At 70.0% G+C, this 22,623-nt stretch carries 18 protein-coding genes and 1 pseudogene; 10 read left to right on the top strand and 9 right to left on the bottom strand.

Annotated elements, in window-relative coordinates; all coding sequences use genetic code 11:
• Positions 1 to 105 precede the first annotated feature (105 nt).
• A complete protein-coding gene (locus tag K3U94_RS06505; protein WP_220695973.1) occupies positions 106 to 795 on the top strand; it encodes a TetR/AcrR family transcriptional regulator in 690 nt (229 codons plus the stop codon).
• 3 nt (positions 796 to 798) lie between these two features.
• Here the strand turns inward: K3U94_RS06505 and K3U94_RS06500 are convergent, their stop codons facing one another.
• Positions 799 to 1,095, bottom strand: a complete 297-nt coding sequence (locus K3U94_RS06500) for a hypothetical protein (RefSeq protein WP_220695972.1) — start codon at positions 1,093 to 1,095, stop codon at positions 799 to 801.
• A gap of 38 nt (positions 1,096 to 1,133) precedes the next feature.
• Positions 1,134 to 2,537, bottom strand: coding sequence for an acyl-CoA synthetase (locus tag K3U94_RS06495; protein ID WP_220695971.1), 1,404 nt, complete (start codon positions 2,535 to 2,537; stop codon positions 1,134 to 1,136).
• Between the two features lie 129 nt (positions 2,538 to 2,666).
• On the opposite strand from K3U94_RS06495, the gene K3U94_RS06490 reads away from it, so the two are divergent.
• Positions 2,667 to 3,386 (top strand): helix-turn-helix transcriptional regulator, encoded by a 720-nt coding sequence (locus tag K3U94_RS06490; RefSeq protein WP_220695970.1) that lies wholly within the window; start codon positions 2,667 to 2,669, stop codon positions 3,384 to 3,386.
• Positions 3,387 to 3,410: 24 nt separating this feature from the next.
• On the opposite strand, the gene K3U94_RS06485 is transcribed toward K3U94_RS06490, so the two are convergent.
• Genes K3U94_RS06485 through K3U94_RS06475 form a run of 3 tightly spaced genes read right to left on the bottom strand, consistent with a single transcriptional unit; the run spans position 3,411 to position 6,348 of the window.
• Positions 3,411 to 3,758: a carboxymuconolactone decarboxylase family protein gene (locus K3U94_RS06485; protein WP_220695969.1), complete on the bottom strand. Its 348-nt coding sequence runs from the start codon at positions 3,756 to 3,758 to the stop codon at positions 3,411 to 3,413.
• 19 nt (positions 3,759 to 3,777) lie between these two features.
• Entirely contained in the window at positions 3,778 to 5,409 is a 1,632-nt protein-coding gene (pruA, locus tag K3U94_RS06480; protein WP_220695968.1) for an L-glutamate gamma-semialdehyde dehydrogenase, read from the bottom strand.
• 36 nt (positions 5,410 to 5,445) lie between these two features.
• Positions 5,446 to 6,348 carry a pseudouridine-5'-phosphate glycosidase gene (locus K3U94_RS06475; protein ID WP_047317128.1) on the bottom strand — a complete coding sequence of 301 codons (903 nt, stop codon included), beginning with the start codon at positions 6,346 to 6,348 and terminating at the stop codon, positions 5,446 to 5,448.
• A 223-nt stretch (positions 6,349 to 6,571) separates the two neighbouring features.
• Between K3U94_RS06475 and K3U94_RS06470 the strand changes: the two genes are divergently transcribed.
• Together K3U94_RS06470 and K3U94_RS06465 are read left to right on the top strand one after the other, a co-directional pair.
• Positions 6,572 to 6,871: a nucleotidyltransferase family protein gene (locus tag K3U94_RS06470; protein WP_047317623.1), complete on the top strand. Its 300-nt coding sequence runs from the start codon at positions 6,572 to 6,574 to the stop codon at positions 6,869 to 6,871.
• A gap of 151 nt (positions 6,872 to 7,022) precedes the next feature.
• A pseudogene (locus K3U94_RS06465) lies at positions 7,023 to 7,709 on the top strand (GmrSD restriction endonuclease domain-containing protein); the annotation flags it as partial.
• Between the two features lie 8 nt (positions 7,710 to 7,717).
• Here K3U94_RS06465 and dapC read toward each other — a convergent pair.
• Positions 7,718 to 8,815, bottom strand: coding sequence for a succinyldiaminopimelate transaminase (gene dapC / locus K3U94_RS06460; protein ID WP_220695966.1), 1,098 nt, complete (start codon positions 8,813 to 8,815; stop codon positions 7,718 to 7,720).
• A gap of 152 nt (positions 8,816 to 8,967) precedes the next feature.
• On the opposite strand from dapC, the gene K3U94_RS06455 reads away from it, so the two are divergent.
• The 6 genes from K3U94_RS06455 to K3U94_RS24070 all read left to right on the top strand — a co-directional run bounded on the left by K3U94_RS06455 (position 8,968) and on the right by K3U94_RS24070 (position 18,451).
• Positions 8,968 to 9,516 carry a PadR family transcriptional regulator gene (locus tag K3U94_RS06455; protein ID WP_220695965.1) on the top strand — a complete coding sequence of 183 codons (549 nt, stop codon included), beginning with the start codon at positions 8,968 to 8,970 and terminating at the stop codon, positions 9,514 to 9,516.
• A gap of 46 nt (positions 9,517 to 9,562) precedes the next feature.
• On the top strand, positions 9,563 to 11,569 hold the full coding sequence (locus K3U94_RS06450; protein WP_220696699.1) for an NADPH-dependent 2,4-dienoyl-CoA reductase: 2,007 nt from the start codon (positions 9,563 to 9,565) through the stop codon (positions 11,567 to 11,569).
• 492 nt (positions 11,570 to 12,061) lie between these two features.
• A complete protein-coding gene (locus tag K3U94_RS24085) occupies positions 12,062 to 13,165 on the top strand; it encodes a hypothetical protein (RefSeq protein ID WP_220695964.1) in 1,104 nt (367 codons plus the stop codon).
• An 86-nt stretch (positions 13,166 to 13,251) separates the two neighbouring features.
• On the top strand, positions 13,252 to 13,503 hold the full coding sequence (locus K3U94_RS24080) for a hypothetical protein (RefSeq protein ID WP_220695963.1): 252 nt from the start codon (positions 13,252 to 13,254) through the stop codon (positions 13,501 to 13,503).
• Positions 13,415 to 15,472, top strand: a complete 2,058-nt coding sequence (locus K3U94_RS24075; RefSeq protein WP_220695962.1) for a PE family protein — start codon at positions 13,415 to 13,417, stop codon at positions 15,470 to 15,472. Before K3U94_RS24080 ends, K3U94_RS24075 begins: the two co-directional genes overlap by 89 nt.
• 90 nt (positions 15,473 to 15,562) lie before the next feature.
• Complete coding sequence (locus tag K3U94_RS24070; RefSeq protein WP_220695961.1) at positions 15,563 to 18,451, top strand: PE family protein; 2,889 nt, start codon at positions 15,563 to 15,565, stop codon at positions 18,449 to 18,451.
• A 12-nt stretch (positions 18,452 to 18,463) separates the two neighbouring features.
• Here K3U94_RS24070 and K3U94_RS06425 read toward each other — a convergent pair whose 3' ends face one another.
• The 3 genes from K3U94_RS06425 to mshB form a co-directional block, all read right to left on the bottom strand.
• Positions 18,464 to 21,010 carry a bifunctional FO biosynthesis protein CofGH gene (locus K3U94_RS06425; protein ID WP_220695960.1) on the bottom strand — a complete coding sequence of 849 codons (2,547 nt, stop codon included), beginning with the start codon at positions 21,008 to 21,010 and terminating at the stop codon, positions 18,464 to 18,466.
• A 73-nt stretch (positions 21,011 to 21,083) separates the two neighbouring features.
• A complete protein-coding gene (locus K3U94_RS06420; RefSeq protein WP_220696698.1) occupies positions 21,084 to 21,482 on the bottom strand; it encodes a hypothetical protein in 399 nt (132 codons plus the stop codon).
• A 175-nt stretch (positions 21,483 to 21,657) separates the two neighbouring features.
• Entirely contained in the window at positions 21,658 to 22,572 is a 915-nt protein-coding gene (mshB, locus tag K3U94_RS06415; RefSeq protein ID WP_220695959.1) for an N-acetyl-1-D-myo-inositol-2-amino-2-deoxy-alpha-D-glucopyranoside deacetylase, read from the bottom strand.
• Positions 22,573 to 22,623 lie beyond the last annotated feature (51 nt).

Genomic DNA, 22,623 nt, shown 5'->3' with positions numbered 1-22,623 from the left:
CGTTGACCAGGCCGGTCGCCGTCTCCGCTCCAGGTAGCTAAGCTAACTATGCAAGCGGATTAAGTCAATCCGGTTTAGCTGTTGCGCGCGTTACACTTGGCCGCTGTGAGCGCCAGTGAGACGACCGGCCGCCCGCTGCGCAAGGACGCGGAGCGTAATCGGGCGCGCGTGTTGGAGGCCGCCCGCGACCTGTTTGCCAGCAAGGGCCTGGAGCCCAACCTCAATGACGTCGCGCATCACGCAGGCGTGGGAGTGGGCACCGTCTACCGGAGGTTCGCCAGCAAGGAGGAACTGCTCGAGGCGATCTTCGAAGACGGCTTGAACCAGCTCGCAGATCTCGCGGAAACCGCTCTGTGCCAACCAGACTCATGGCAGGCGATCGTATGGTACGTCGAGCACATGTGTGAGATCACCGCGACGGACCGAGGGCTGCGGGAGATCGCGTTCAGCAAGGCCTACGGGGGCGATCGAGTCAAGACCGCCCAAGAGCGACTTGTTCCCCTGACGAAGAGACTCGTCGAGCGAGCGCAAAGCGACGGCTATCTGCGGCCCGGACTGTCGTCTACGGACATGCCGATCTTCGCGCTACTGGCGGGCACGGTGAGCGAGTTCGCCGGCAACATCGACCCGGAGCTATGGCGGCGCTATGTGGCCATCATCCTCGACGGCATCCGCCACCGCAGTGACCAAACGCCGCTGCCGATCGCCGCACTCGACGACGACGGAGTCGAGTGCGCAATGCAGTCCTGGGAACCCGCGGGTCCCTGCGGTGACCGCAGCCGCGAGTTGAGATGAGCGTTACAGCATCACCCTGCTGATCTTGTCGCTGTCTTTCCCGATCGTCTTGCAGTAGGCGCTGACCGCCACCTGCGTTCCCGACAGCTCCAGATTCGACGGCTCGCCGCCCTTGGAGTCCTTGAGCATCTTGGAGATTTCGGAGCGCTGCTTCTCGTCGGTGTGGCTGTTGAACTCTCCGCACGTGGTGTCGCCACCCTTGTTGATGACCTTGTCCACCGCCGAGCAGCCACCGAGTAGGACCGTCGCGCCGGCGAGGGCGGTGACAGCGGCGAGACTGAATCGCTTCCTAGGCTTCACGGGGCCACCCTTCTGGTTTCGATTCGCGCAAGCGGAGCCTACGTCAGCAGCGCCTTCTTGAGCACTTTTCCCATCGCATTGCGCGGCAGGGCATCCACGATCCGTACCTCGCGCGGCCGTTTGTGCACCGAAAGTTGTTGAGCGACATAGTCGATCAATTCGGTCGGCCGCGCAGAACCGTCCGGCGAGGCGACGACGAACGCGACGATTCGCTGCCCCAGGTCTTCGTCGGGCAAACCGACGACGGCCACTTCGGCAACCGCGGGATGGCCCAGCAACGCGGTCTCGATCTCACCGGCCCCGACCCGAAAACCACCGGACTTGATCAGATCGACCGACTCGCGGCCGACGATCCGGTGCATGCCGTCGGCGTCGATCACCGCCACATCCCCGGTGCGGTACCACCCGTCGGCGTCGAACGCCTCGGCGGTGGCGTCGGGCCGGTTGAGGTAGCCGTCGAACAGCGTCGGCCCGCGCACCGCGAGCCGCCCGATGGTCGCCCCGTCGTGTGGCACCGGCCCACCGTCGTCGGCGACGAGCTTGGTCTGCACCCCGCGCAACGGCAGACCCACCCAGCCCGGGCGGCGCTCACCATCGACCCGGGTACTCAGCGTGATCAGCGATTCGGTGCTGCCGTAGCGCTCGATGGGGGCGTGACCGGTCTGCGCGACGAGGGCGTCGAACACCGGGACCGGCAGCGCCGCGCTGCCCGAGACCAGCAGCCGGGCGGGCCGCAAGGCTGCGGCGGCGCCCGTGTCGGCCACCACCCGCGACCACACGGTGGGCACTCCGAAATACAGCGTGCCGCGTGCGGCTGCGTATGCCTCCGGCGTCGGCTTGCCGGTGTGCACGAAGCGGTTGCCGACCCGCAGCGAGCCCAGCAGACCCAAAACCAACCCGTGCACGTGGTACATCGGCAGGCCGTGCACCAGCACGTCGTCGGGACTCCACTGCCAGGCCTGCGCCAGCGCGTCGAGGTCAGCGGCCAGCGCCCGCCCGCTCAGCTGCACGCCTTTGGGCGGGCCGGTGGTGCCGGAGGTGTAGATGATCAACGCGGCGCCGTCTTCGCTCACTTCGGGCAACTGGTGCGACGATCCGGCGCGGGCCGGGAAGTGCGGCAGGCCGGCGAGGTCGTCGGGCCGCTCCCCCAGCCAGGCCCGTGCACCCGAGTCGCTCAGGATGTGCTGGCGTTCGGCGACGCCCACGTCGGCGGGGACCGGCACCACCGGTATCCCGGCCAGCAGGCAACCGGTGACCGCCAGCACGGTCTGCGCCGTCGGGGTGGCCAACACCGCGACCGTCGGCACGCCGGCAAGATCTTCGAGCACTGCCGAGGAGGCGGCACTCAACTCGGCACGGCTCAGTACGGTGTTGTCGATACGCACCGCATCGGCGAGGTCCGAGGCATCGGAGCCGTCGGCAGCCAGCGAGGTCAGCAGCATCTGGGGGACGTTACCCGGTCCGCAGCGCGCCCCCAGCCGAGCGACCGAACGACGGCCGACCGCTACAAGTGGTATCAACGAGTTACTTCCCTTAAATTTGTGGGCAACTCCTCAAGGAGAGGAACTCCCATGCACGACCAGTCCGGCCAGCGGCGCGGCACCCCTCGCAGTCATCGGTTGCCGCGCAACCAGCAGCGGGAACGGGTGCTGCGGCTGGTGGGCGCTGCCAGTGGTGCAGTCGATGCCGCCGAGCTCGCCGAGCGGATGCACCTGCACGTCACCACGGTGCGGTTCCACCTCGACGCCTTGTGCGAGGACGGGGCGGTCGCCCGGACCCGGATCAAACGAGACGGCGTCGGGCGGCCCCGCACCGGTTACGTGGCTGTCCGCGATCGGTTGGACTATCGCAGCCTGGCCGAGATATTGGCGATGGAGCTCGGTGAGACCGCCGCCGAGCGCCAGGAGCGCGCCGAACGGGCTGGCCAACGGTGGGCCGACCGGATCTTGACGTCCGACGACACCGTCGCCGAGGGGCCCGTCACGCCGAACGGATCGGCCCCCGACGCCGGTATCGACGAGTGCGCCGACCGGATCGCGGGAATCTTCGCTCGGATGGGGTTCGGCGCGGAACTCGTCGCGGCGGAGGACGGCGACGGCAGCCGACGCACGATCCTGCTGCACGCGTGTCCGGTTCGCGACCTGGCGCGGGCGCACCCGGAGGTCAGCTGCGCCATGCACCGGGGCCTGCTGCGTGGGCTGCTCAACGCCGAGAACGCTCCCGGCGGCCGCGCGGAGCTGGAGCCGTTCGTCGAGCCGGAGATGTGCATCGCCAGGGTGATCGGCCGCTAGCCCGCCCGGCGCGACACGGAATCGTCAATCCATGGCGTCGGCGAATTCGCAGAACGCCGTGTAGGCACGGGCCCCGTAAATGGTGGCCGGACCGCCGTGCATGAGAATGCTGACGCCGATGGCCTCGGCGGCCTCTTGCTTGGTGGCCCCGGCACGGGCCGCCGCACGTGCGTGGGAGGCGATGCATCCGTCGCAGCCCTGAACCACCCCCATCGCCATGGCCATCAACTCTTTGACCTTGCGCTCCAGTGCCCCGGATTCGAACGTAGCCTTGCTCATTTCGCCGAATCCCTGGTACACGCCGGGGATCTGCTGCCGAAGGTCGCGGTGCTGCGGGTTCAGCTCGTTGAGGACTTCCTGGTAGTTACTCATACCCCCCAGGGTATCAGGCTCACGGCGCGGCCATGTGCGGGTAGCGATGATCGGTGGGTGGGACGAAGGTCTCTTTGATGGTTCGCGCCGACGTCCAGCGCAGCAGGTTCAGCGGCGAGCCCGCCTTGTCGTTGGTGCCCGAGTTGCGCGACCCGCCGAACGGCTGCTGGCCCACCACCGCCCCGGTCGGCTTGTCGTTGATGTAGAAGTTGCCGGCGGCGAACCGCAGCCGTTGCAGCGCCGTGCGGACCGCGCGCCGGTCCTCGGCGATGACCGCCCCGGTCAGCGCGTAGCGCGATCCGGTGTCGACGAGGTCGAGGATCTGCTCGTATTGCTCGTCGGGGTAGACGTGTACCGACAGCAGCGGGCCGAAGTATTCGCAGCTGAACATCTCGTCGGTCGGATCGTCGGAGAGCAGCACCGTGGGCCGCACGAAATAGCCCAAGCTGTCGTCGTAGTCACCGCCGACGGCAATCTCGACACCCGGGGCGGACTTGGCGCGCTCGATGGCGCGCACGTTCTTGGCGAACGCCCGCCTGTCGATGAGCGCACCGCCGAAGTTCGTCAGGTCGGTGACGTCGCCGTAGCGCAGCTCCGCCGTGGCGGCCAGCAGGTCGTCGCCGAACTGCCGCCACAGCGAAGACGGGATATAGGCCCGCGAGGCGGCCGAGCACTTCTGCCCCTGGTAGTCGAAGGCGCCGCGAATCAGCGCGGTACGCAACACATCCGGCCGCGCCGACACGTGCGCCACCACGAAGTCCTTGCCGCCGGTCTCCCCCACCAGCCGGGGATAGCTGCCGTACCGGTCGATGTTGGCGCCCACCTGACGCCACAGCGCGCGGAACGTGTCGGTCGAGCCGGTGAAGTGGATTCCGGCCAGCCGCGAATCCGCCAGCGCCACCTCCGAAACCGCGTACCCGTCACCGGTGAGCAGGTTGATCACCCCCGGCGGCAGCCCGGCCTCCTCCAGCAGCTGCATGGTCAGGTAGGCGGCCAGGGTCTGGGTGACGGACGGCTTCCAGATCACCGTGTTGCCCAGCAGCGCCGGCGCCGTCGGCAGATTGCCGGCGATCGAGGAGAAGTTGAACGGGGTGATGGCGTAGACGAACCCGTCCAGTGGCCGATAGTCGCTGCGGTTCCACACTCCCGGGCTGCTGAGCGGTTGCTGCGCCAGGATCTGACGGGCGAAAGCGACGTTGAACCGCCAGAAGTCGATGAGCTCGCAGGGCGCGTCGATCTCGGCCTGATAGGCGGTCTTGGACTGGCCGAGCATGCCCGCGGCGGCGATGGTCTCCCGCCACGGTCCGGCCAGCAGGTCGGCGGCGCGCAGGAAGATCGCCGCGCGCTCGTCGAACGGGGTTGCCGCCCAGTCGTTCTTGGCCGCGGCGGCGGCTTCGACCGCGGCGGTGGCCTCAGCGTGGGTGGCGTTGGTCAGCGTGCCCAGCACGGCGGTGTGCCGGTGCGGCGCGACGACGTCGATACGCGCGCCGTCGCCCATCCGATGCCGGCCCGCGATGACGTGCGGCAGGTCGCGCGGTTGGTCGGCGAGCGCGGTCAGGGCGGTGCGCAGCCGGGCAAGCTCGGCAGAATCCGGGGCGTAGTCGTGCACCGGCTCGTTGACCGGAACCGGCACTTCGGTGATGGCGTCCATAATCCAGAATGCGCCCGGATCGGCTTTCGCGCCCGTTCAGCCGCCCGCGTAGGCCACGGCGATCTCGGCGGCCAGCCGCGCATTGGCCAGCACCAGTGCGACGTTGGCGGCCACCGAGGCGCCGTGCGTCTCGCGGTGGAAGTAGTCGAGCAAGAACGGGGTGACGTCCTTGCCGTGTACGTCCGCGGCCTCGGCGGCGGCCAGCCCGTCGGCCAGCACTCGGTCATGCAGCTCGCGGTCCAGCTCGGCGTCGGCGGGGATCGGGTTGGCCAGCACCAGGCCGTAGCCGTCGGTGCCCAGCCGGGCGCGGGCCCGCAGCACCGCGGCGGCCTGCTTCGGGGTCTGGACCCACCAGTCGAGCGGGTGGCCGGAGTCGGTGAGATAGAAGGCCGGGAAGCGGTCGGTGCGGTAGCCGATCACCCCCACCGACAGCGTCTCCAACCGCTCCAACGTCGCGCCGATGTCCAGAATCGACTTGACGCCCGAACACACCACCAGCACCGGGGTACGCGACAACGTGGTCAGGTCCGCGGACTCGTCGTAACTGTCCCGCGCGCCGCGGTGCACGCCGCCCAGCCCACCGGTCGCGAACACCGTGATCCCGGCGGCCGCCGCCAGATGCGCAGTCGACGCGACCGTGGTCGCACCGTCGCCGCCCACCGCGGCCAGCATCGCGATCTCGCGGACACTGACTTTGATCGCCGTGCCACCGGTGGCAATGCGGTGCAGCGCTTCGTCGTCGAGGCCGATGTGCGGCTGGCCGTCGATGATCGCGATGGTGGCGGGGACCGCTCCGCCGGCGCGCACCGCGTTCTCGATGGCGCGGGCGATGCGCAGATTGTCCGGACGCGGCAGACCGTGGCTGATGATGGTGCTCTCCAGCGCCACCACGGCCCGGCCGGTGGCCAACGCATCGGCGACCTCGGGATGGATGCGCATCTATTCAGCCTATTGCGGCCGGACTCGCGTTCAACAGCACCAGCCCATTCGATTTCAAGCTCCTGCCGGAGGGCCTGCGTACGAATCTGACGCACGACAACCGGGTTGCCGACCAACGGGCGGTTCGAGTTCGAAAAAGCTAACTCGCCGACTTACCCGCACCATCGCATTGATCTCATTGGCGCTACCGGTAGGGCAGAATACGCAGGTGGAGGTGACAGTGATGCACGAACTGGTCGAGTCGAAGCGACAGCAGATTCAAGCCTTGTGCCGCGACCTGTCGGTGCGCCGCCTGGACGTGTTCGGTTCCGCTGTCAGTGACTCCTTTGACGTCAACACGAGTGATGTCGACGTCCTCGTGGAGTTCGGAGAGGGACCGGATTTCGACAAGTTCTTCGCGCTCAAAGAGGGACTTGAAGAAATCATCGGACGGCCAGTTGACGTGGTGACACCGTCAGGCCTGGCGAACCCCTACTTCAGGCACGACGTCATGCAGACGCGCGAACTGATCTATGCCGCCTGATCCTCGAAAATACCTTTGGGATGCGCTGGCACTCACTACCTGACCTCGGATCGGCTCGGGCATCGGACCGCCCCAGTCGCGGCAGCCAAGCCGGTCATGTCGGAGCGTGCTGATAGCGTCCGCGCCAGTTCCGGAGAGACGGGGAGGTGGCGTGGTCGACCAGCGACGCAGGTGGCCGGGGCGTTTTGTAGTGCTCGCCGCGGCCCTGCTGATCGTCGCGCCGGCTGCCACCGCGGACCCGGCTCCGGTGGGCTCCGCCGACGGAACCGCCGAACTGGGCCTGCTCAACGCGCTGCCGATCAAAGGCCGCGCGCCCAAGACCGGCTATAGCCGCGCCCTGTTCGGCCAGGCATGGAGCGACGACGTCACGGTGCCCGGCGGGCACAACGGCTGCGACACCCGCAACGACATCCTGCGCCGCGACCTCGTCGATATCGAGATCAAGCCGGGCACAACCGATTGCGTGGTGGCATCCGGCGTCTTGAATGATCCCTACACCGGTACTGCGATCCCGTTCCAGCGCGGTCGGGGCACCTCCCCCGCGGTACAGATCGACCATGTCGTGGCGTTGTCGGATGCCTGGCAGAAGGGCGCCCAGCAGTGGAATGAGCTCACCCGCCGCAACTTCGCCAACGATCCGCTGAACCTGCAGGCCACCAGCGGGCCGATCAACGAGCAGAAGGGCGATGGCGACGCGGCCACCTGGCTGCCGCCCAACAAGTCCTACCGCTGCGCCTACGTCTCCCGGATCGTCGCGGTGAAGTCCGGCTACGGCCTATGGGTGACCCAGGCGGAGCACGACGCGATCGAGCGGATTCTCACCGGCGAATGCGGCGCGCCGGGCGGCTAACCCAGCCGGGCGGCCGCCGCCGCGATCCGCTCGTCGGTGGCGGTGAGCGCCACCCGCACGTACTGGGCGCCCGCCGGCCCGTAGAACTCGCCCGGCGCCACCAGGATGCCGCGCTGCGCCAGCCACTCGACACTGTTCCGGCACCCCTCACCGCGGGTGGCCCACAAGTAGAGCCCACCCTGGGACAACTCCACGGTGAACCCGGCCGCCTGCATCGCCGGCAGTAGCGTCGCGCGGCGGCGGGCGTAGCGGTCACGCTGTTCGCGCTCGTGCTCATCGTCGTCGAAGGCGGCCACCATGGCTGCCTGAATCGGGGTGGGCACCATCATCCCGGCGTGTTTGCGTACCGCCAGCAGTTCGGCCACCACCGCGGCGTCCCCGGCGACGAAACCGGCCCGGTAGCCCGCCAGCGACGAGGTCTTCGACAGCGAGTGCACCGCCAGCAGGCCGCGGTGGTCGCCGTCGCACACCGCCGGGTGCAGCACCGACCGCGGCTCGGCCTCCCAGCCCAGACCCAGGTAGCACTCATCGGAGACCACCAGCACGTCGTGCTCGCGGGCCCAGCCGACGACGGCGCGCAGCTCGTCGGCGGTCTTGATCGCCCCAGTCGGGTTGCTCGGCGAATTCAGGTACACCAGGGCCGGTGGCGGACCGTCGAGTAGGTGCGGGGCGTCGCTGCGCACCCAGCGGGCCCCAGCCAGCCGGGCGCCGACCTCGTAGGTCGGATAGGCCAGTTCGGGGACCACGACCACGTCCTGCTCGCCGAGGCCGAGCAGGCTCGGCAGCCAGGCGATGAGTTCCTTGGTGCCGATGACGGGCAGAATCGCCGACTCTGCCAGGCCGGTGATCCCATAGCGCCGTTCCAGGGCGGCCACCGCCGAGGCGCGCAGCGCCGGAGTACCGGCGGTGGCGGGATAACCCGGCGCGGACGACGCTGCCGCCAGCGCCTCGCGGATGATCGGGGCGACGGGGTCGACCGGGGTGCCGACGGACAGGTCCACGATGCCGTCGGGGTGCGCCTTGGCCAACGCCGTCGCCGCGGCCAGGGTGTCCCACGGAAACGTCGGCAGTGCGGCCGATCTGCCGCCGCGCACGGGACTCACGAGGCTGCGGGGACACGGGGCGGATTCATCGGTCCTGATAGTAGAGGCCGCTGCGGCGTCGCTACCACCACGGTACGGACTATGCACCCAGTTGCTGTGCAACTAGTTGCATAGGTGGCTCACGCCTGCCTATGCTTCCCCGCGTGGCACTTCCGCACGCGATCCTGGTGTCGCTGAGCGAGCAGTCGGGTTCGGGCTATGAGCTCGCGCACCGCTTCGACCGCTCGATCGGCTATTTCTGGAGCGCCACCCACCAGCAGATCTATCGGACGCTACGAACCATGGAGGCCGACGGCTGGGTGCAGGTGACCGAGGTGGCCCAGCAAGGCCGCCCGGACAAGAAGGTCTACACCGTCGCCGAGGCAGGCCGCGCGGAGCTGGCCCGTTGGATCGCGGCTCCGCTGGCCGGGCGCGGAAGCTCGGTGGTGGACAACCGGCTGCGCGAACTGGCGGTCAAGATCCGCGGCGCCGGCCACAGCGACCGCGCCACGGTGCGCGAACAGGCCGTCGACCTGCGCACCGAACGTAGCGAGCGATTGGACATCTACCGCGCACTGGAGAAGAAGCAATTCCCCGATCCCAGTTCACTGACAGGCGCCGCACTCCATCAGTACCTGGTGTTGCGCGGCGGTATTCGTGCGGAGGAGAGCGCGATCGACTGGCTCGACGAGGTCGAACAGGCACTGAGGTGAAGAGGACACTGTGACAACAGAATCCACCAATCCATACCCGATCTTGATGTCCCCGCTGGACCTGGGATTCACGACCCTGCCCAACCGCGTGGTCATGGGTTCGATGCACACCGGCCTGGAAGACCGTGCCGGCGACACCGGCAAACTGGCCGAGTACTTCGCGGCGCGCGCCCGCGGCGGTGTGGGGCTGATCATCACCGGTGGATACGCCCCGAACCGGTCGGGCTGGCTGCTGCCGTTCGCCTCAGCGATGACCACCCGCGCCGACGCGCGACGCCATCGGCGCATCACCGACGCGGTGCACGACGCCGGCGGCAAGATCGCGCTGCAGATACTGCACGCGGGACGCTATGCCTACCATCCGCTTTCGGTCAGTGCGTCGAGCATCAAGGCGCCGATCAATCCCTTCCGGCCCAGGGCGTTGTCCACGCGCGGGGTCGAGTCGACGATCGCCGACTTCGCCCGAGCCGCCGAACTCGCCCGCGAGGCCGGCTATGACGGCGTGGAGATCATGGGCAGCGAGGGCTACCTGGTAAACCAGTTCCTGGCGCCGCGCACCAACAGGCGCACCGACGCCTACGGCGGTACCGCCGACAACCGGCGCCGCTTCCCGGTGCAGATCGTGGCTCGCACCCGCGCGGCGGTCGGCGACGACTTCATCATCTGCTACCGGATGTCGATGGCCGACTACGTCGAAGATGGCCAGAGCTGGGAGGAGATCCTCACGCTGGCAACCGAAGTCGAGGCAGCTGGCGCCACCATGATCAACTCCGGCTTCGGCTGGCATGAAGCACGGGTGCCGACCATCGTCACGTCGGTCCCGGGCAATGCTTTCGTCAACATCAGCAGCGCCGTCGCCGACCACATCACGATCCCGGTGGTGGCGTCCAACCGGATCAACATGCCGCAGGCGGCTGAACAGGTCCTGGCCGAGACCTCGGTGCGCTTGATTTCGATGGCCCGCCCGATGCTGGCCGACCCGGACTGGGTGCACAAGGCCGCCGAGGGCCGGGCTGCGGAGATCAATACCTGCATCGCATGCAATCAGGCCTGCCTGGACCACGCCTTCGTGCACAAGAAGGTCTCCTGCCTGGTCAACCCCCGAGCCGGTCACGAGACCACGCTGGTGCTGCGTCCGGCGCGGCGGCGCCGGCGCATCGCGGTGGTGGGCGCCGGCCCGGCCGGGCTGTCGGCGGCAGTGTCGGCCGCCGAACGCGGGCACGCGGTGACGCTGTTCGAGGCGAACGAGTTCATCGGCGGCCAATTCGACTTGGCCAGAAGGATTCCGGGCAAAGAGGAGTTCGCCGGGACGATCCGCTACTACACCACCATGCTGGACAAGTACGCGGTGACAGTACGTCTGGGCAGCCGCGCCCACGTCGAGGAGCTGACCGGCTTCGACGAGGTGGTGCTGGCCACCGGGGTCAAACCTCGGATCCCCCAGATCCCGGGCATCGAGCACCCGATGGTGATGTCGTATGCCGAGGCGATCGCCGGCCGGCCGGTCGGCCCCGCGGTCGCGGTGGTGGGTGCCGGCGGGATCGGTTTCGACGTCAGTGAGTTCCTGGTCCTGGATTCACCCGACTCCTCGCCGACGCTGCACCTCAAGGAGTGGAAGGCCGAGTGGGGCGCCGCCGACCCGTGGGAGGCCAGGGGCGCGCTGATTCCACCGGACCCGGCCCCACCGGCCCGCCAGGTCTATCTGCTGGCCCGCTCCGAAGGCGCCCAGGGCCGCAAGTTGGGCAAGACCAGTGGCTGGGTCCACCGGGCATCCTTGAAGGCCAAGAACGTCCAACAGCTCTCCGGGGTGAACTACGACCGCATCGACGACGACGGGCTGCACATCAGCTACGGCCCGACGAAGTCACGCCCGCGCGTGTTGGCCGTGGACAACGTGGTGATCTGTGCCGGGCAGGAGTCGGTGCGCGATCTCGAGGACGGCTTGCGGATGCGCGGTATGACCCCGCACATCATCGGCGGGGCGGCGCTCGCTTCCGAGTTGGATGCCAAGCGGGCAATCAAGCAGGGCACCGAGCTCGCGGCACGACTGTAACGAGCGTCACTGCGGGCGCGATCGATGAGCCCTTAGCATACGTCCTTGCGCAGCAGGGGAATAGGCCGAATGACGCGCAGAGACGAATTCGTATCTCGATGCGTATAAATCTAATTCTGCTGTCCACCAGCATAATCAGCTTCCCCTAGGCTGATCTGAACGACCGGTCGATTTGACGCCGCAACGCCTCGGCAGATTTCTCTACATCCGAGCCCTGCACATTTCTTTCATGGTGATGCATTGGGTGGACACGGTTTTCGGCATCCGGTTCCCTTAGCACAACTTGAGGCGTTCTCAGGTTGGTTTGCGGTTTTGCAGCTCGGAGGGAGCGGTGTCATGGCGCGTCGGCAGGTCGTGAAGGGTAGTCCCAGCGTTGGGTGGGTTGGTGCGCGTGGGAGTGCCCGGCGCGGGTGCGCTGCGGCGGGCGTGGGCGCGTTTTTGGCCTTAGGGTCGGCGGTAGCACCGCCAGCCCAAGCAGACGAACTGGACTGGTTGTCCGATCTGTTCGATCCGACCCTGTGGGCGACGTCGGGCTGGGACTCAACACCTTGGTGGGACAGCCTGGATCTGGCATGGAATGACCCGTTGGCGGGAGCGGCCTTCAGCAGTTCCCTGACCGATTTCGATCAGTGGCTGGTCGAGACCGTTAACGGAGTGGGCCAGTCAGTGTTGGCCGATCCGTTTGTCTCGCAGATCGTCTCGGTCGTCAATGACCCGTTCGTGTACCTGTTCGGCCGCGAACTGCTCGGCAACGGCATCGATGGCTTCACCGGAACCAACGACTCATTGTTCGGCAGCTCAGGGATCTTCGGAGATCTCGGTGACGGCGGCTTCCTGTTCGGCAATGGCGGTGCCGGAGCAGCCGGCGCCGATGGTGGCGACGCCGGTTGGATCGGCAACGGCGGCGCAGGCGGGTTCGGCCTGGACAGCACCGATGCCGCGGTAGCCGGCGGGATCGGCGGAAACGGCGGCGCAGGCGGCTGGCTGCTGGGCAACGGCGGCATCGGAGGCGCCGGCGGGGCCGGATTCAACGGTGTCGACGGCGCCGGCAGTGCCGGAGGCGCCGGCGGCGACGGCGGTGCCAGCGGATTCTTGTTCGGTGCCGGCGGCACCGGCGGTGCTGGCGGCGCCGGCGGGCGCGGCGCTGACGGCATCGCACCAGTCCTCGACGGGCGAGCCACCGACGGTGCTGACGGCGGGCTACTGCCCGCCCTCAACGCCGCGGGCCTGGCCGGTGGCAACGGCAGCGACGGCGCGCTCAGCGCCACCGGCGCCCAGGCCGGTGGCCACGGCGGCTCGGGCCAGGACAGCCTGAGCGACGACGGTGTCACCAATGCCGTCGGCGGAGCCGGCGGATCCGGCGGCAACGGAGCAACGGGGGCAGCCGGCGGCAACGGCGCTGATGGCGGTTCAGCGCAGGCGCACAGCACTGCAACCGCCATTGGCGGCAACGGCGGCAACGGCGGCAACGGCGGCAACGGCGTATCCGGCTTCGCCGGGGGCGCCGGCGGTGATGGTGGCGCCGGCGGCCGCTCCGGCCTGTTCGGTGCCGCCGGTATCGGCGGTATCGGTGGCGCCGCGGGGCCGGCGGCGTAGGTACCGCTGGCGGCGACGGCGGAACCGGTGGCGCCGGCGGCCTGGCCGCAGGAACCACACCCGACAACACCACCGTCGACAGCACCGTGACCGCCACCGGCGGCAACGGCGGAAACGGCGGCGTCGGAGGTGCCGGCGGCAATGGTGGTGCCGGCGGTAACGGTGGCGCCGGCGGCAAGACCGGAATTTTCGGACTGCGCCCCTCAGCCGCTGACGGAGACGGCGGCGCAGGCGGCGCAGGCGGCAACAGTGGCACCGGCGGAAACGCCGGCAACGGCGGAGCCGCCGGACGCAACCACCCAGGGCGGCAACGGCGGCGCAGGCGGCGCAGGCGGTGACGCCGGAGCGATCGGCCTCGGCGGCCACGGCGGTACCGGCGCCACCGCAGGTACCAACGGCACCGACGGCCTCTACGGCGCAACCAACACCATCAGCGGCAACGGCGGCAACGGCGGCGCCGGCGGCACCGGCTACCTGACCACCCTCAACCCAGCCCAATCCGGCAATGGCGGCACAGGCGGCAACGGCGGCGCAGGCGGCGCAGGCGGAAACATCGGCAACGGCGGCAACGGCGGTACCGGCGGCCACGCCGCAAGCGGAGCCAACGGGGTGGACGGCGTCGATTTCGGTGAGTCCGGTACCAGCGGCGGTAACGGTGGTGCCGGTGGTGCCGGTGGCCACGGCGGTGACGGTGGCGCGCTGGCCGGTAACGCCGGAAACGGTGGAGACGGCGGCAACGGCGCCACCGGCGGCAACGGCGGCAACGGCCACAACGGTGCCGCCGGCGTAACCGGGGTCGACGACGGTGCCGGCCACGACGGCGGTGATGGCGGTGCCGGTGGAAACGGCGGCACCGGCGGCGCCGGCGGCAACGCCGGAATCGCGGCCCACGGTGCCCAAGGCACCAACGGCGACGGCGGAAACGGCGCCAACGCCGGCAACGCCGGCAACGCCGGCAACGGCGGTATAGGCGCCGATGGCGACACCACCCACGTCGACGGTGGCCGCGGCGGCAACGGTGGTGACCGCGGGACCGCAGGCGTTGGTGGCACCGGCGGCACGGCAGGCATTGGCGGCACCGGCGGCACGGCAGGCACCGGGGGCGCCGACGGCACGCAGGCCACCGGCGGCAACGGCGGCGACGGCGGCAACGGCCTCGATGCCACCGCACCTGGGACCGATGGCGGCGCCGGCGGCGCCGGCGGCAATGCCGGAATCATCGGCAATGGCGGAAACGGCGGCACCGGCGGCAACGGCGCCCTCGGCGCCAACGGCACCAACCCCACCGCCAACCAAACCAGCACCGCCGCAAACGGAACCAGCCAATCAGGCAGCACCTCCAGCGGCAACGGCGCAAACGGCGGCAACGGCGGCAACGGCAGCGCCGTGGGCCAGGGCGGCGGCACCGGCGGCAACGGCCAGGGCGCCTTCATCAACAGCGGCAACGGTGGCAGCACCAACGGCGGCAACGGCGGCAACGGCGGCAACGGCGGCGATCTCGCCAATGGTGGCAATGGTGGCAACGGCGGCGTCGCCTACGGCAGAAACTCAGGAATCGTCACCGCCAACGGCGGCGATGGGGGGCAAGGCGGCCACGGCGGTGACGGCGGCGCCGGAGGTAACGGCGGGACCGGCGGCGGCGTCGGCACCACGTCGGGGATCGCCAACCGCGGCTTCGGTGGCACCGGCGGTGACGGCGGTGACGGCGGCGCCGGGGCCAACGGCGGAAACGGCGGCGCCGGCGGCGCGATCGGCACCAGCGTCGAGAACCCCGGTTTCAGCGTCGCTGGTAACGGCGGCAACGGTGGCACCGGCGGCACCGGCGCGGCCGGACAGAGCGGCGGCTCCGGAGGGGTCGGCGGCGCCGGCGGCAGCGGCGGCACCATCAGCGGCAACGGTGGCGCCGGCGGCGCGGGGGGCACCGGCGGCACCGGCGGCACCGGCGATGTCGGTGGCAACGGCGGGGCCGGCGGAACCGGTGGCGCCGCCCAGATTTCCGGCAGCACTAGTGGCAATGGCGGCAACGGCGGTACCGCGGGAACCGGCGGAACGGGCGGTACCGGCGGAGCGGGCGGCAACGGCGGAGCGGGCGGCAAAGCCCTCGGTGCGGGCGACGACGGCGACGCTGGCACCGGCGGCACCGGCGGCACCGGCGGGACCGGCGGGGCAGGCGGCACCGGCGGCGCGGCGGGCGCAGCCGGCACGGCGGTCGCGGGCGGAATCGTCGGCAGCAGCGGAACGACTGGTACCAGCGGCAGCCAAGGCGCCGCTGGTGACAACGGCGCCGACGGCCAGCCCGGGAGCTGACTCCGTAGGCCGGCGAGAAGCCCTGCATGCCCCGGCATGCAGGGCTTTTCACCGGAGTTGTCTTAGTGGATCGTGAAGGGAGCAGTTGTTATGACGCGTAGGCAGGGTGTGAAGGGCGGCCCCGGTGGTGGCCGGGTTCGTGCGGGTGTTGGGGCGTTTTTGGCGTTGGGGGTGGTGGGGGCGCCGTCGGCTCAGGCCGATGGTTTGGACTGGTTGGCTGATTTGTTCGATCCGTCTGGGTGGGAGTCACCGCAGTGGGATTCGGCGAACTGGTGGGACGGACTGGATTTCAGCTGGGCTGAGGCGTCTGCGGGACCGGCCCTAGGTGAGGTGGTGACCGGATTCGATCAGTGGTTGGTCGGTGCAGTTCACGACGCAGGCCAGTCCGCGTTGACTGATCCTTTTGTCGGACAGTTCATTACCAGTATCAATGAGCCATTTGTGTATCTGTTCGGCCGCGTCCTCGTCGGCGACGGCATTGACGGCTTCACCGGAACCAACGACTCCGTATTCGGCAGCTCAGGGGCATTCGGGGACCTCGGCGACGGCGGGTTCCTATTCGGTGACGGCGGCACCGGAGCGACCGGCGCCGACGGCGGCAACGCCGGATGGATCGGCAACGGCGGCGACGGCGGCGACGGCCTGGACAGCACCGATATCGACGCCGCCGGCGGCAACGGCGGCAACGGCGGGCACGGCGGCTGGCTTTTGGGTGACGGCGGGGCAGGCGGCGCCGGCGGCGCGGGCTTCAACGGGATCGACGGAATCGGCGGCAACGGCGGCAACGGCGGCAACGGCGGCGCCGCCGGCTACCTGTTCGGCGACGGCGGCATCGGCGGAGCCGGCGGAGCCGGTGGTCGCGGCGCCGACGGGATCGCCGCCATCCTCGACGGGCGAGCCACCGATGGCACCGACGGCGGAGCCCAACCCGCCCTCAACGCCGCCGGCCAAAGCGGAGGCAACGGCACCAACGGCGCACTCAGCAACACCGGCGCCCAAGGCGGCGGCAACGGCGGCATCGGCCAAGACAGCCTCAGCGACGACGCCCTCACCAACGCACTCGGCGGCAACGGCGGCACTGGTGGCACCGGAGCAACCGGAGCCGCCGGCGGCAACGGCGCCGACGGAGGATCGGCACACGCCATCACCGGCGCCACCGCCACCGGAGGCAACGGCGGCAACGGCGCTACCGGAGGCAACGGCGTAGCCGGATTCACCGGCGGCACCGGCGGCGACGGCGGCGCAGGCGGCCGCTCCGCAGTGTTCGGCGCCGCCGGCATCGGTGGTATCGGCGGCGCCGGCGGAAACGGCGGCGCAGGCACCGCCGCAGGCAACGGCGGCAACGCCGGAAACGGCGGAAATGCCACCGGAACCACCGCCGACCACACCACCATCGACAACACCGTGACCGCCACCGGCGGAAACGGTGGCGACGGCGGCGCAGGAGGAACCGGCGGCGCAGGCGGCAACGGCGGCGCAGGAGGCAACGGCGGCGCAGGAGGCAAAACCGGCATCTTCGGCTTCCGCCCGCCCGCCTCCGACGGCAACGGCGGTGCAGGAGGCAACGGCGGCGACAGCGGGACCGGCGGAAATGGCGGAAATGCCGGCAACGCCGGCGACGGAACCAGCCACGGCGGCCAAGGCGGCAACGGCGGCGCCGGCGGCGACGCCGGAACAATCGGCCAAGGCGGCCAAGGCGGCCACGGCGCCACCACCGGCACCCACGGCACCGACGGCCGCTACGGCGGATCCGACGACGCCTTCAGCGGCAACGGCGGAAACGGAGGCAATGGCGGCAACGGCTACCTCACCCCCGACAACACCACCAGCGGAACCGGAGGCAACGCCGGCAACGGCGGCGCCGGCGGCAACATCGGCAACGGCGGCAACGGAGGCACCGGCGGCAACGGCTCAGCAGGCACCAACGGAGTCAATCCCGCCTTCAACCAGACCGGCGCCGCGCCAAGAGGGACCAACGGCAAGTTGAACGGCGCGCCCGACGGCAGCGGAGATGGGTCAAGCGGCACAGCCGGTGGCGATGGCAGCGCCGTCGGCCAACGCGGCGGCGACGGCGGCAACGGCGGAGCCGGAGAAATGACCCAGTTCTGGCCTGGAACCATCAACGGCGGCAACGGCGGTGACGGCGGTAACGGCGCCGACCACGCCAACGGCGGCAACGGTGGGCGCGGCGGCGACGCCCTCGCCGACACCGTTAACTATGGCAGCACTGCCCACGCCGGGGATGGCGGAGACGGCGGCAACGGTGGCGCGGGCGGCAACGGCGGCACCGGAGGCAACGGCGGTGATCAGGGCAGCGATTTCGGTACCGGCGGTGACGGCGGCAACGGCGGCAACGGCGGTGACGGCGCCAACGGCGGCGCGGGCGGTAGGGGCGGGTACGCCCTGACACTGGGTTATCCCTCCAGCGGTATCGGTAACACCGGCGGCTACGGCGGAGACGGCGGCGCGGGCGGAGACGGCGCCGCCGGAACGGCTGGAGGGGCGGGCGGAGCTGGAGGGACCGGTGGAGCCGGCGGTGTGATCCGCGGCGACGGCGGCATCGGTGGAGCCGGCGGAAACGGCGCCGCAGGTGGAAACGGCGACAGCGGCGGAAACGGCGGCAACGGCGGCAACGGCGGCGACGGGAGGGGGATTTGCGGCTGCTCCATCAGCGGTAACGGCGGCGACGGTGGGAACGGCGGAGCCGGTGGGGACGGCGGCGCCGGCGGCGCAGGTGGCGCCGGCGGCGCAGGCGGCATCGCCCTCGGCGCCGGCAACGATGGCGCGCACGGTGAAGGCGGCACAGGCGGCATAGGGGGAACCGGCGGAGCGGGCGGAAGCGGCGGAGCCAGAGGCGCTGCGGGTGAAATACCCTCGGGCGGCTATAAGGGCAGCGTCGGGAACCTAGGTCTGAACGGTGCCGACGGCAAGACCGGCGCCACCGGCTCTAACGGCTGGTCGGGTCCGCCGCCCGCCTGATCTCAGCGGAGGCTAGGCCGGCAGCGGCGCGTAGTCGGTGGTGCGCTGCCGAGCCGGGCGGCCGATACCCTCGGCGATCGCCGTCAGCTCCGCGATGGTCTTGGCCGAACCGTGCTCGGAGCCGGCCATCCGGGAGATGGTCTCCTCCATCAGGGTGCCGCCCAGGTCGTTGGCGCCGCCATTGAGCATCACCTGGGTGCGCTCCACCCCCAACTTGACCCAGCTGGTCTGGATGTTGGGGATCCGACCGTGCAGCATGATCCGCGCCAACGCATGTACTGCGCGGTTGTCGCGATGACTCGGGCCGGGCCGCGCCCCGCCGGCCAGGTACAGCGGCGAACTCTGATGCACGAACGGCAGCGGCACGAACTCGGTGAAACCACCTGTGCGGTCCTGGATATCGCGCAGCACCCGCATGTGCCCGACCCAGTGCCGCGGGGAGTCGATGTGGCCGTACATCATGGTCGAGCTGGACCGCAGGCCCACCTCGTGCGCGGTGCTGACCACCTCCACCCACATCGACGTCGGCAGCTTGCCTTTGGTCAGCACCCAGCGGATCTCGTCGTCGAGAATCTCCGCTGCGGTGCCCGGAATGCTGCCCAGGCCCGCCTCGCGCAGGCTGATCAGCCATTCCCGAATGCTCAAGCCGCTCTTGGACACTCCGTTGGTGATCTCCATCGGCGAGAACGCGTGCACGTGCATCGAGGGCACCCGCGCCTTGACCGCGCGGACCAGATCGGCGTAACCGGTGACCGGCAGCTCCGGGTCGATGCCGCCCTGCATGCAGACCTCGGTGGCGCCCGCCAGGTGCGCCTCGTAGGCGCGTTCGCCGACCTCGGCGTTCGACAGCGAAAAGGCGTCGGCGTCCCCCTTGCGCTGGGCGAACGCACAGAACCGGCAACCGACGTAGCAGATGTTGGTGAAGTTGATGTTGCGGTTGACCACGTAGGTCACATCGTCGCCGACGGCGTCGCGGCGCAGCGAGTCTGCCAGTGCGGCAACGGCATCCATGGCCGGTCCGTCGGCGGTGGCCAATGCCAGGTACTCGGCGTCGGTGCAGCCGGCCGGGTCGCGTTCGGCGGAACGCAGCGCCGCCAGCACATCGGTGTCCACGCGTTCCGGCGCACGGGCGGCCAGGTCGTGGATCTGTTCGCGAATCGACTCCCAGTCCCCGAACGCACTGCCCAGATCACTGCGCGTCTCGGTGACTCGGCCGTCGACGTCGATCGCGGTGTGCAGGTCCACCCGGCCGGCGGACTGCACGTCGTCGGGCTCCTGCCAGGCCAGCCCGACCGGATTGATGTCGCGGGCCCAGCCGGTGTCCGGGTCGGCCAGCGCCGCCACGTGCGGGCGCACTCGCGGATCGATCCACGCCGCGCCGGCCAGCACGTAGTCGGGCTGGGCGGTAAGCCGCTGCACCAGGTCATAGCCGGCCCGTTCGGTGATCGCGGCCAGGTCGTCCAGCGCGGGCCAGGGCCGCTCCGGATTGACATGGTCGGGGGTCAGTGGTGACACCCCGCCCCAGTCGTCGACCCCGGCGCCGATCAACGCCAGGCATTCCTCGGCCGACACCAGGTTGGGCGGCGCCTGCACCCGCATCTTGGGGCCCAGCACCAGCCGGGTCGCCGCTACGGTGGCCAGGAAATCCTCGAAACCCGCGTCCGGCACCGCCGCCATCGCGGTGTGCTCCTTGGCCCGGAAGTTCTGCACGATGACTTCCTGAATGTGCCCGAACTCCTTGTGCACCTTGCGGATCGCGTGCAAGGTGTCGGCACGCTCGGCGACCGTCTCGCCGATGCCGACCAGCAGGCCGGTGGTGAACGGGATCGAGAGTCGGCCCGCGTCGGCCAGCGTGCGCAGACGCACCACCGGGTCCTTGTCCGGGCTGCCGTAGTGCGCCAGGCCTTTTGTCTCGAACAGCCGCCGGGAGGTGGTCTCGAGCATCATGCCCATCGACGGCGCCACCGGCTTGAGCCGCGACATCTCCGACCAGCTCATCACCCCGGGGTTGAGGTGCGGCAGCAGCCCGGTCTCCTCCAGCACCCGGATGGCCATCGCCCGCACGTAGGCCAAGGTGCTGTCATAGCCGCGCTCGTCGAGCCACTGTCGCGCCTCGGGCCAGCGGTCCTCGGGCCGGTCCCCCAGGGTGAACAGCGCCTCTTTACAACCCAACTCGGCGCCGCGGCGGGCGATGTCGAGGATCTCGTCGGGCCCCAGGTACATCTGCTTGCCCTGGGCTCGCAGCACGCCGGGCACGGTGACGAAGGTGCAGTAGTGGCAGGTGTCCCGGCACAGGTGCGTGACCGGGATGAACACCTTGCGCGAGTAGCTCACCGGCAGCCGTCCGCCCGGCCCGCGCCGGCCGCCGGACACCAATCCGGCGTCTCGGACCCGAGCGGCGCTGGCACACAGGTCGGCCAGGTCACTGCCACGAGCGGTCATGGCGATCGCGGTTTCCTCGACATTGAGGAGCACGCCGTCGCGGGCCCGTCGCAGGACGCGGCGCAGGGCCGACGAGTTCGTCATCCGCGCGCCACCCGCATCCGGAATCTCGCGCATGCCATAAGCGCCACAGTAGCCGCCGCGCCAACCGGGCCGGCGAGCGCACACCGCGGCCCACGGTCCGCCAGCGTCACCTGACCGTCGACGGTGCGGCCAGCGCCTGGCGGCGCCGCCACAGCACCCACCCGGGCGGCGCGCTGCCCAGCACGATCATCAGCAGCACGCCGTAGGCCATCACGCCGCGGTCGGCAAAGATCAGGTCGTCTCCCGGGCCGCCGAGGGTCATCAGCGCGATCGTCAGCAGCCAGGTCCACAGCGGCAGCGCGGCCAACCGCAGCGACGGCGTGCAACGCAGCGCCACCCACACCAGGCCGGCGTTGACCAGGCCCCCGACCAGGGCACTGAGCGGAAACGGAATGGCACCGATATGCGTGGGCAACAGCAGCGCGGTGGCCACGGCGCAGAGCACGCCGTCAAGGGCTAGCAGGGCCAGCACGATGAAGGTGAAGGCCGGCGTATCAGTGGGCATCGCGGGCTCGGTGAGCGACGCGACGGGGCTCAAGTGGGGATGCTCTCCAGCTGGCTGACCAACGAACCGACCATCCACTGGTAGCTGTCGAGCCACCACTGCCAGTGCTCCAAGTTCGGGTCCAGATCGGGATCCATGCCTAAACCACCTAAGTCCTTGCCGCTACAAAAACTGCTCAGCAGGAGCTTACCCGGTGGCCGTCGTCGCCGAGCCGAAGTCCGGCCAGGAGATCGGTTTCCCATCCCCGCGCGTCGCGCGGACCGGCCGCACCGGCGGCCAGCACGTAATGTTCAGCGTCCAAGATCGGCTGGACCACGTTGTTCGACAGCGCAAACGCCCGGCCGGTCGGCCCGACGGTGATCTGGGTGGCGTGGGCGTTCATGGCTGCCACCTTGGCCGCGCGAGCCTCAGCGGCCTCGATCACCGCATCGATCCGGTCGTCGGGGAAGTCCCCGACCGCCTCCTCGCCCGGCAGCGTCCACTGCGGCAGCCGATCGGCGTCCCGCAGTTCTTCCAGGGCGGTTCGCCTGGTGCTGCCGGCGGTCACCGTCCAGTAGAACTTCGGCGTGGCCCATCCCGATTCGGAGCCGTCGGCGTCGTCTGCCGCTGCGGCCAGCGCCGCAGTGGTGATGTGATGCGCATGTATGTGGTCGGGATGGCCGTAACCACCGCTCGGGTCATAGCTGACGACGACGTGCGGGCGCAGCCTGCGGATGACGGTGGCCAGCGCCGCGACGGTCTCGGTGTCGTCGGCGTCGATGAACCGCTGCTGTCGCCGCGCCGGGGTGCCGGTCATTCCCGAGTCGCGCCAGCGGCCGGCCCCGCCGAGAAACTCCGGTGGGCCGACCCCCAGCGCCCGCAGCGCCGCCGTCAGCTCCCCGATCCGGTATCCACCCAACTGGTCGGCCGCCGCCACCGCCAGGTGCGCCCAGCGTTCCCCGATGACCTCACCCTCCTCCCCCAGCGTGCAGGTCACCACGTGCACGTCGGCGCCGCGGGCGGCGTAGTGGGCGATCGTCGCCCCGGTCGTCAGGGTTTCGTCATCGGGGTGGGCATGCACGAACAGCAACCGTGGAATCGGATCCGACACGCCAAAACCCTATCGCCGCACGGCCGAATGGATCGGCGGCCCTCGAACCGA

The sequence above is a fragment of the Mycolicibacter heraklionensis genome, assembly GCF_019645815.1.
GTDB classification, from domain to species: Bacteria; Actinomycetota; Actinomycetes; order Mycobacteriales; family Mycobacteriaceae; genus Mycobacterium; species Mycobacterium heraklionense.
This window is presented reverse-complemented; position numbering and strand designations above follow the sequence as displayed.

Excerpts from the sequence above, each read along its gene's own strand:
- K3U94_RS06425 (WP_220695960.1), bottom strand. The coding sequence starts at position 21,010 with ATGCGCGAGATTCCGGATGCGGGTGGCGCGCGGATGACGAACTCGTCG.
- K3U94_RS24070 (WP_220695961.1), top strand. The coding sequence starts at position 15,563 with ATGACGCGTAGGCAGGGTGTGAAGGGCGGCCCCGGTGGTGGCCGGGTT.
- K3U94_RS06490 (WP_220695970.1), top strand. The coding sequence starts at position 2,667 with ATGCACGACCAGTCCGGCCAGCGGCGCGGCACCCCTCGCAGTCATCGG.
- K3U94_RS06475 (WP_047317128.1), bottom strand. The coding sequence starts at position 6,348 with ATGCGCATCCATCCCGAGGTCGCCGATGCGTTGGCCACCGGCCGGGCC.
- K3U94_RS06420 (WP_220696698.1), bottom strand. The coding sequence starts at position 21,482 with ATGCCCACTGATACGCCGGCCTTCACCTTCATCGTGCTGGCCCTGCTA.
- K3U94_RS06495 (WP_220695971.1), bottom strand. The coding sequence starts at position 2,537 with ATGCTGCTGACCTCGCTGGCTGCCGACGGCTCCGATGCCTCGGACCTC.
- pruA (WP_220695968.1), bottom strand. The coding sequence starts at position 5,409 with ATGGACGCCATCACCGAAGTGCCGGTTCCGGTCAACGAGCCGGTGCAC.
- K3U94_RS06470 (WP_047317623.1), top strand. The coding sequence starts at position 6,572 with ATGCACGAACTGGTCGAGTCGAAGCGACAGCAGATTCAAGCCTTGTGC.
- K3U94_RS06450 (WP_220696699.1), top strand. The coding sequence starts at position 9,563 with ATGTCCCCGCTGGACCTGGGATTCACGACCCTGCCCAACCGCGTGGTC.
- K3U94_RS06485 (WP_220695969.1), bottom strand. The coding sequence starts at position 3,758 with ATGAGTAACTACCAGGAAGTCCTCAACGAGCTGAACCCGCAGCACCGC.